The sequence below is a fragment of the Marinospirillum sp. genome, assembly GCF_014859565.1.
In genome coordinates this window covers 1-7,796 of record NZ_JACUUA010000156.1, presented here as the reverse complement: position 1 = coordinate 7,796, position 7,796 = coordinate 1, and the positions used below count along the sequence as shown (strand labels likewise).

At 49.8% G+C, this 7,796-nt stretch carries 7 protein-coding genes; 4 read left to right on the top strand and 3 right to left on the bottom strand.

The genetic code is table 11. The features are described from left to right. The first annotated feature begins 249 nt into the window (after nucleotides 1-249). Both IBX50_RS15025 and IBX50_RS15020 read left to right on the top strand, forming a co-directional pair. The gene (locus IBX50_RS15025; protein ID WP_292257109.1) at nucleotides 250-909 is read left to right on the top strand and encodes a TetR/AcrR family transcriptional regulator; all 660 of its coding nucleotides are present in this window, start codon (nucleotides 250-252) and stop codon (nucleotides 907-909) included. A 3-nt stretch (nucleotides 910-912) separates the two neighbouring features. Next, a complete protein-coding gene (locus IBX50_RS15020; protein ID WP_366930736.1) occupies nucleotides 913-1,392 on the top strand; it encodes a L,D-transpeptidase in 480 nt (159 codons plus the stop codon). Between the two features lie 63 nt (nucleotides 1,393-1,455). Here the strand turns inward: IBX50_RS15020 and IBX50_RS15015 are convergent, their stop codons facing one another. Together IBX50_RS15015 and IBX50_RS15010 are read right to left on the bottom strand one after the other, a co-directional pair. Then, nucleotides 1,456-2,454, bottom strand: a complete 999-nt coding sequence (locus IBX50_RS15015; protein ID WP_292257108.1) for a branched-chain amino acid aminotransferase — start codon at nucleotides 2,452-2,454, stop codon at nucleotides 1,456-1,458. A gap of 309 nt (nucleotides 2,455-2,763) precedes the next feature. Then, entirely contained in the window at nucleotides 2,764-3,459 is a 696-nt protein-coding gene (locus tag IBX50_RS15010) for a DUF3334 family protein (protein ID WP_292257107.1), read from the bottom strand. A gap of 515 nt (nucleotides 3,460-3,974) precedes the next feature. Here IBX50_RS15010 and IBX50_RS15005 point away from each other — a divergent pair. Both IBX50_RS15005 and IBX50_RS15000 read left to right on the top strand, forming a co-directional pair. Further along, the gene (locus IBX50_RS15005; protein WP_292257106.1) at nucleotides 3,975-4,139 is read left to right on the top strand and encodes a type II toxin-antitoxin system YoeB family toxin; all 165 of its coding nucleotides are present in this window, start codon (nucleotides 3,975-3,977) and stop codon (nucleotides 4,137-4,139) included. A 314-nt stretch (nucleotides 4,140-4,453) separates the two neighbouring features. After that, nucleotides 4,454-6,016, top strand: coding sequence for a phosphoenolpyruvate carboxykinase (locus tag IBX50_RS15000; RefSeq protein WP_292257105.1), 1,563 nt, complete (start codon nucleotides 4,454-4,456; stop codon nucleotides 6,014-6,016). 78 nt (nucleotides 6,017-6,094) lie between these two features. On the opposite strand, the gene IBX50_RS14995 is transcribed toward IBX50_RS15000, so the two are convergent. Further along, nucleotides 6,095-7,717 (bottom strand): methyl-accepting chemotaxis protein, encoded by a 1,623-nt coding sequence (locus IBX50_RS14995; RefSeq protein ID WP_292257104.1) that lies wholly within the window; start codon nucleotides 7,715-7,717, stop codon nucleotides 6,095-6,097. Nucleotides 7,718-7,796 lie beyond the last annotated feature (79 nt).

The window sequence follows — 7,796 nt, the reverse complement described above, 5'->3', positions numbered from 1 at the left end:
GCGACACGGTGAATCGCGGTCAGGCCTTTTAGCACAGGCAGTTACTAAATACATGGCTGCCCATCGTTAATGTATCTTTCGCTCGCGTGAGCTTGGCGTGATGCAGTCATTTCTATGCCTCATTGACAAGCGTCACGTTTTGAGAGTGCTGCCCGGTAATCGCCTTCACCCGCTGTTTCTTCTGTTGCTTGACCCCTGCTGCAGCTTTGCCGGATAATGTTTGAAACAGACGTTTAATCTGGAGCAGGCATGGCACAGTCCGATACCGTTGTACGTATTCTTGATACTGCAGAAGCTCTTTTTGCTGAAAAGGGTTTTGCAGAAACTTCCCTTCGTACCATCACTGGCAAGGCTAAGGTCAATCTGGCTGCGGTGAACTATCACTTTGGTTCTAAAAAAGCGTTGATTCAGGCGGTGTTTGCCCGTTATCTGGAGCCTTTTTGTACTCAGTTTAATCTGGAGCTGGAGCGGCTGGAAAAAAAGGGTGATGTCACGCTGGAGGAGTTGCTGGAGGTGCTGGCACGCACAACCGTTAGTGTGCCGGCCAGTAAAGGCAGTTTGTCGGTGTTCATGCGTTTGTTGGGGTTGGCTTATACCCAGGCACAGGGGCATATGCGTCGTTACCTGCAGGAGCATTACGGTAAAACCTTTTTCCGCTTTACTAATTTGCTGAAACTTTGTACGTCTGACTTGCCGGATGCTGAGCGTTTCTGGCGTATCCATTTTATGCTGGGTACGGTGGTGTTCACCATGTCGTCACTGAATGCGCTGCGTGATATAGCCGCCAATGATTATGATGAAAAAACCCGCATTAAGGATCTGGTGGCACGTTTGCTGCCCGTTGTGACTGCTGCCATGCAGGCTCCTGTACCTGAGCAGCCGCCGCGCTGGTCTGAACAGGTGGCATAGGTTGTGATCAGGATCTCCATTGCTCAGCAGCACTTGTGGCTGTTGTCGGCCAGTGGTGAGTTGTTGATGGAGTGTCCTGTTTCAACGGCGCTGGCTGGAGCCGGTGAACAAATGGGTAGTGGTTGTACGCCCAGAGGTTTGCACCGTGTTCGTGCTTGTATTGGAGCGAGGCTGGATGCCAGAGCGGTTTTAAAAGGGCGCAGGCCAACGGGTGAAATCTGGAGTGCGGAACTGGCAGCAGAGTATCCGCAAAGAGACTGGATACTGGGGCGCATACTCTGGTTGTGTGGAGAGGAGCAGGGATTTAATCGTGGCGGGCAGGTGGATAGCCAGCGGCGTTACATCTACCTGCATGGCACACCGGATGATCAGCCGATGGGCATTCCGCTGTCGCATGGTTGCATCCGTTTGCAATCCGAGGCCATGGTGGCACTTTTTGAGCAGGTCACACCCGGTATGAAGGTGTTGATTACAAAAGATTAATTGTTGTTTGAATCAAAAAAGCCCCGGATCAGCTATGTCTGTCCGGGGCTTTTTGTTTTTGGCTTAAATTCGGGTTAGCCAGCCGTGTTTGTCTTCGGCCTTGCCCCATTGGATGTCGTTCAGTGTTTTGCGCAGTTTCAGCACCGTGGTGCCTACCTTGCCATTACCGACCGGGAAGTCTTTGCCCTGATGAATCAGGGTGCCAACCGGGGTCAACACTGCAGCAGTGCCGGACAGTGCAGCCTCACAGCCGGGTTTGGCTGCTCGCTCCAGCAGCTCGGTAACAGTCAGCTGGCGTTCGGATACTTTCATACCCAGATCACGCGCCAGGGTCAGGATGGAGTCTCGGGTAACACCGTGCAGGAAGCTTTCATCCAGTGCCTTGGTGATGATTTCGTCACCATCAATCAGCAGAAAGTTGGCAGCGCCGGTTTCCTGAACATCACCACCGGGGCAGAAGAGCACCTGATCCGCTTTGACGGCTTCACGGGCTTGCAGGATAGGTTGCAGGGCGCTGGCATAGTTACCGCCACTTTTGATCATACCCATGTGTGGAGCACAGCGCATGCCGTTATCTTCCAGCAGCAGGCGCAGGGCAGTATCACCACCGGCAAAATAATCACCCACTGGGCAAACCAGTACATAAAAACAGGAGCTGGTGGAGGGTGCTGCTGCCTTGCCTACCGCCGCTTCTGTGCCGATATGGGTGGGGCGAATGTAAAGAGAGCCGGGCGGTGCAGGAACCTCATCAGCAAAACGAGCTACCGTTTGTTTGATCATCTCAGCGGCCATGGTTTCATCAATGGCAGGCAGTGCCAGCAAGCGGCTGCTTTGTGCCAGGCGGGCAATGTTTTTGTCCATGCGGAAGATGTTGACGGAGCCGTCTTCATGCCGAAAGGCCTTTAAGCCTTCAAAACAGGTGCTGGAGTAGTGCAGCACATGGGCACCAGGATGCAGGGTCAGGCTGCTGCTCGATACCATCTTTGCCTGGCTCCAGCTGCTGCCGTTAAACCAGGATATTGCCATCTCGGGCATAAAAACTGTACCGAACGCAGTTGCCATACTCTTGTGTCCTCAAATAACCATTTCACGGATAGTAAAAAACCTGGTCGATATATTAAGGGATAACCGCGGCGGATTGTTCCTTCCTGAGAAAAAAATTACTGCAGGATGATGACCACACAGGCCGCTGTAATGCCTCCCATGCTGCGGTTGAACCAGCTCCAGTGGTATTCACTCTTGAGGATTTTACCAATTGCCACCCCAAATCCGGCCCGCAGGCTGATGCAGGGCAGTCCAATTTACAGGAAGGTTTGCTGAGGTTAAAACGCCTGCTGGAAAGCCCGCCACAGGGGCGGGCAGTGTTCTGAATCAGATACCCAGATCGTTCATCAGATCATCATTATTATTGCTGGATTTTTCCTTGCGGCGACTGTTCTCTGATGGCTGAGAGTTTTCAGCCAGGATGTCATCCGGATCTTCCAGTTCGGACTCATCAAAATCATGCAGCTTGATGAATTCGGTTTTATCCATCGACAGTTCCAGATAAAAAATATTGTGGGTTTCCGTGCTGAAGGTTACCCGGCGTGACTGTGCCTGATCCAGAGCGGTGTTGACGGAAATCTGCACCTGCTTGTTGATGGCCATCATCTTTGGTTGGCTCTGGGTGATGGAGGTTTTTAACTGGTGGCGAACCTTGTTGGTGAAGTCACCCACAATCTGGTTCATGATTTCACCCATCACGTTGCCGACTTCATCTGCAGTGTGGAACTGTGCCAGCTCGTTTTCCGGCATCCCCATACTCAGCAGGTATTTACGATAAATTTCCATCGCCGATTCTGCTGTGAAGTTGATAATCACCAGACCGGAAAAACCACCATCAAACAGTACAAAACAACCTATGTCGGGTCGCAGACAGGTTTTGTTGATCTTTTGTACCATCGGAGAGTAGCTGACCTTGTCGTTACCGGCGTTGCCCAGCACTTCAGTCACGGAATGGCAGAGAATCAACAGAACTTCTTCGGTGGTGATGGAGCGAGAGCGTCTGGCGGTGGCAATTTGAGTCACAGTGAACCTCTTGTATGATCCGAGCTTTAATAATCTGTCCGATGCATCTTACTCACTTTTTTCCCTGAATTCACATAGATCTTGGAGTAAGTCACTTTCCCCAGAGACTGGACAGTTGACCTTGATCTGTCGGGCATGAACGATGAGGGTGGCGGCCACTTTCAGTTGATGCCCCTCGATTGGTTGAAGGCAGGTGCAGAAGCATACCATTGCCACACCCACCTTTCAGCTATATCTCATGAATAAGGCAGGATTACGAGTCTCCTTTGGAAAGGTGAGTTGAGCCGTCTGGCAACCATTCAATTCTCAAGTCACCTTCCGCGAAGCGAACAATACCTTCTTTTTTCGGCAACTCGTTACATTGGCCTCGGTGTGCAATAAAATCATCTAGAAGCTCAATCAGATGCAACTTGAAACCAGACTCCGTAACCTGATCGAAAAAATCGTCCATGTGCTTGCGTTTGTTAAATCATTTGCGTACAGCTTCCTGTACATTCTGAAACGAGGTACAAAAAATGGATGCCATCAGTTACACCAGTGCTCGCAGTAACTTAGCTCAAATGATGCAACAAGTATGCGATGACCATAGCCCGTCAAAAAGGATCAATGAAGAAGACCGCATGGTCTACAAAACAATCGACGACACCCTCTTGATCGCTCAGCTTTGCTACCATTACTGATTTAATGTTGGCTTTGCGGTGCGCCGGAGCGCAGACGCGTCCGACAACAGCCATTGGTTAAGCCGCTTCGAAGTCTAAGCCTGCAGGCCAAAACAGCATTTATGTAGTCAGATTTGATCAATTTTTGAGCTGATGGCTGATAAAAATTATTTACAATAGCTAATTCATTGATAAATAAGAGTTTTATAGCGTGTAATGGTGCTACACCCCGAATCAGTCATTTTTAATAAAAACAGGCACTTCGCCCCGAAGTTTTTTTTTGACATAATACCGCACACTTTTTGGGCAGCAGTAAACTGAGGCGACCCCTAATAATGACGCATATTAACGAGAGCGCTGTGAAAACTTATACCAACTTAAGCAATGCCCAGTTGATCGAACTGGCAATTCAACGGGGCGAAGGCCAACTGGCCGTTAATGGTGCCCTGGTAGTTAACACCGGCAAGCGCACAGGCCGCTCTCCACTGGATCGTTTTATTGTTGATGAACCGGGCACTTCTGCAGATATCGAATGGGGCAGCATCAACCGTCCGTTTGATGCCTCAAAGTTTGCTGCGCTCTGGGATCGTGTTGCCCAGTATCTGGCTGAACGTGACCAGTTTGTTTCCGAGCTGCATGTTGGCTCAGACCCAGCTCACTACCTGCCTGTGCGCGTAACAACAGAAACCGCATGGCACAACCTGTTTGGTCGTACCCTGTTCATCCGCCCGGATAATTTTAACGCCGGCGGTAAAAAAGAGTGGACGATTCTGAACGCCCCGCACTTTCAGTGTGATCCAGCACGTGACGGCACCAACTCTGATGGTTGTGTGATTCTGAATTTTGCCGAACGCAAGGTATTAATTGCTGGTATGCGTTATGCTGGTGAAATGAAAAAAGCCATGTTTTCGGTACAGAACTTCCTGCTGCCTGCCTCAGATGTATTACCAATGCACTGCTCTGCCAACGTCGGTGAAGATGGTGAAACCACCCTGTTCTTCGGCCTATCCGGCACTGGCAAAACCACCCTGTCTGCTGATCCTTCCCGTTACCTGATAGGTGATGATGAACACGGCTGGGGTGTGGGCACTGTCTTTAATATTGAAGGCGGCTGTTATGCCAAGTGTATTGATCTGTCCCAGAAAAACGAACCCATCATCTGGGATGCCATACGCTTTGGTGCAGTTCTGGAAAACGTGGTTTTAAATGATCGTCGCGAGCCCGACTATACTGATGACAGCCTGACTCAGAATTCGCGTGCTGCTTATCCTCTTGAGCACGTTGAAAAACGGGTTGCAGAAAACCGCGCTGGCGAACCCAACGCCATCATCTTCCTGACCTGTGACATGAGTGGTGTACTGCCCCCGGTATCCATCCTCTCAAAAGAAGCAGCGGCTTACCACTTCCTGTCCGGTTACACGGCCAAAGTAGGCTCTACTGAAATGGGTTCCACCTCCGGCCTTGAAGCAACCTTCTCCACCTGCTTTGGTGCACCTTTCTTCCCACGTCCTGCACGTGTTTATGCTGACCTGTTGATCAAGCGTATCGAAGCTTTTAATTCACGTGTTTATCTGGTGAATACTGGCTGGACAGGTGGAGCACATGGCAAGGGTGGCAGCCGTTTCAGCATCCCGACCACTCGTGCCATTGTAAATGCCGTACAAAATGGTTCACTGGCTGATGTAGAAACCGTTAAACTGCCAACGCTGAACCTGGAAGTACCTGCCCATGTACCCGGTGTTGACAGTAGCCTGCTGAGTCCTCGTGAAACCTGGCAGGACAAAGATGACTATGACCGTCAGGCCAAAGAGCTGGCAGCCATGTTTATCGAGAACTTCCGCAAGTTCTCTGGTGTAGATGAAAACATAGTTGCCGCCGGACCACAGCTGAACAGTTGATAGCTGCTGCTCTGCTGACAAAAAAATCCCCGTTCTTACACGGGGATTTTTTTATTCGACCTATCTGCTTAACCAGCTTCAGGCAATAAACTTAGCCAACTGGCCTTTTAACTCCACCGCAGAAGCCTGCAAGCGGTCTGCTGCTTCAGACACCTCACTCATGCTGGCCGAATTTTCATGAGTGTGCTCTTCAACCTTCCTAACCTGTGCCAATACCTCACGAGTACGCTCCAGCACCTCTGTCAAATTTACTGAGGTCTGCTGCATCCTGCCACGAGTTTTGTGCATGGTAGTAGTGCTTTCCGTGACACGCTCATAAGCCTGACTGGATTCATCCAGCAGCTGATTAAACTGACCGGCACTATTTTGCATTTTTCCTGCCACCACACCTATAGCTTCAACAATGCGAGTGATGGTTTCACGTGTCTGATTCAGGCTGTCCTGGGTACGAGTTGCCAGATTGCGCACCTCGTCAGCAACCACAGCAAAACCCCGTCCATGTTCACCAGCTCGAGCAGCCTCAATCGCCGCATTCAGCGCCAGCAGATTGGTCTGATCAGCAATTTCACTGATCACCGACAGCACCTGATTAACATCTTCTGCCTGATGAGACAGCTGACCCAACTCATCAGACAGCTCTGATTGAGAACGAGCTGTTTGCTCAATACTAGCCGCGACTTTTTTGATTGCTGCCTGACCAGCATCCAACCGCTCCACTGATTCCAACACCTCCGTCACAGCCGATGCCAAATCTCTATCGGACGCTTCTAGCAACTCTCCTGTTGTACCACCCAGAATCCTGACTTCATCCACTGCCCGTACCACATCCAAGGCACGATCATTCATCTGATAACTACTAGACTGCAGTTGATCCGCAATAGAGGCGGTATCCAAGGCTGCACGGGTTGTTGTGGTCAGGGTATCCTGCAGCTCAATCATCAGATTGTTAAAATCGGCCAATAACTGACCAATTTCATCCGGACTACACTGGGCTCTTAATGTCAGATCGCGGTTACTGGCTACTTCTCGCATAACAGCCTGTGCCCAACCCAGTGGGCGCAGAATGGTTGATACCAGTGAGTAAGTTAAGGCAGAAGACAAAATAAACACCAACAGACCCATGGAGGCAGAAACTAGCAAGGTACTTAACAGCTCGCCACGAATATGACTGATAGTGATATCGGCCCCGGCAATAAATCGCTGACCACTTGCTGTGGTGTAGGGAATAAATACAGAACGAAACTCACCCCACTCATCGATGTATTCATCAAACTGGATCTGTTGTGAACGCAGGGCAGTAAAGATGGCATCACTGGGTTCCTCATAAAGTGTTAGGAGCTCACCAAAATCTCCCGCTTCAACCTCCTCAGCTTCTGGTGTATCCAATACAAACACCAAGCCTTCCGGGGTTTCAACTATAGTATAAACATACTCAATATCGGTTGATTTAAGCAGATTAAATACCTGTAGTTGCAAGGCATCTGAAGTTTCCTGACTAAAGGTACCGTTAGCCACCTGATCATAAATACTCTGATCAGTAATATTGGCAACGGTATGAGCGGCAAACAACAACTGTCCATCAATCTGGCTCTGTAAGTCTGCTTTACGCAGCTGATAGGCGTATGAGGTGTAAGCAACAACTGCCAGCGTATTCAGCAACAACACAACCAGCAACAAGCGGGCGCGAATTGTTATAAACATGTTATATTTCCTTGTGAACTTAACCCACATTTTATAAACCAGCTTTTTACACATTCTATAGTCCTGCTGCGATCAGGTC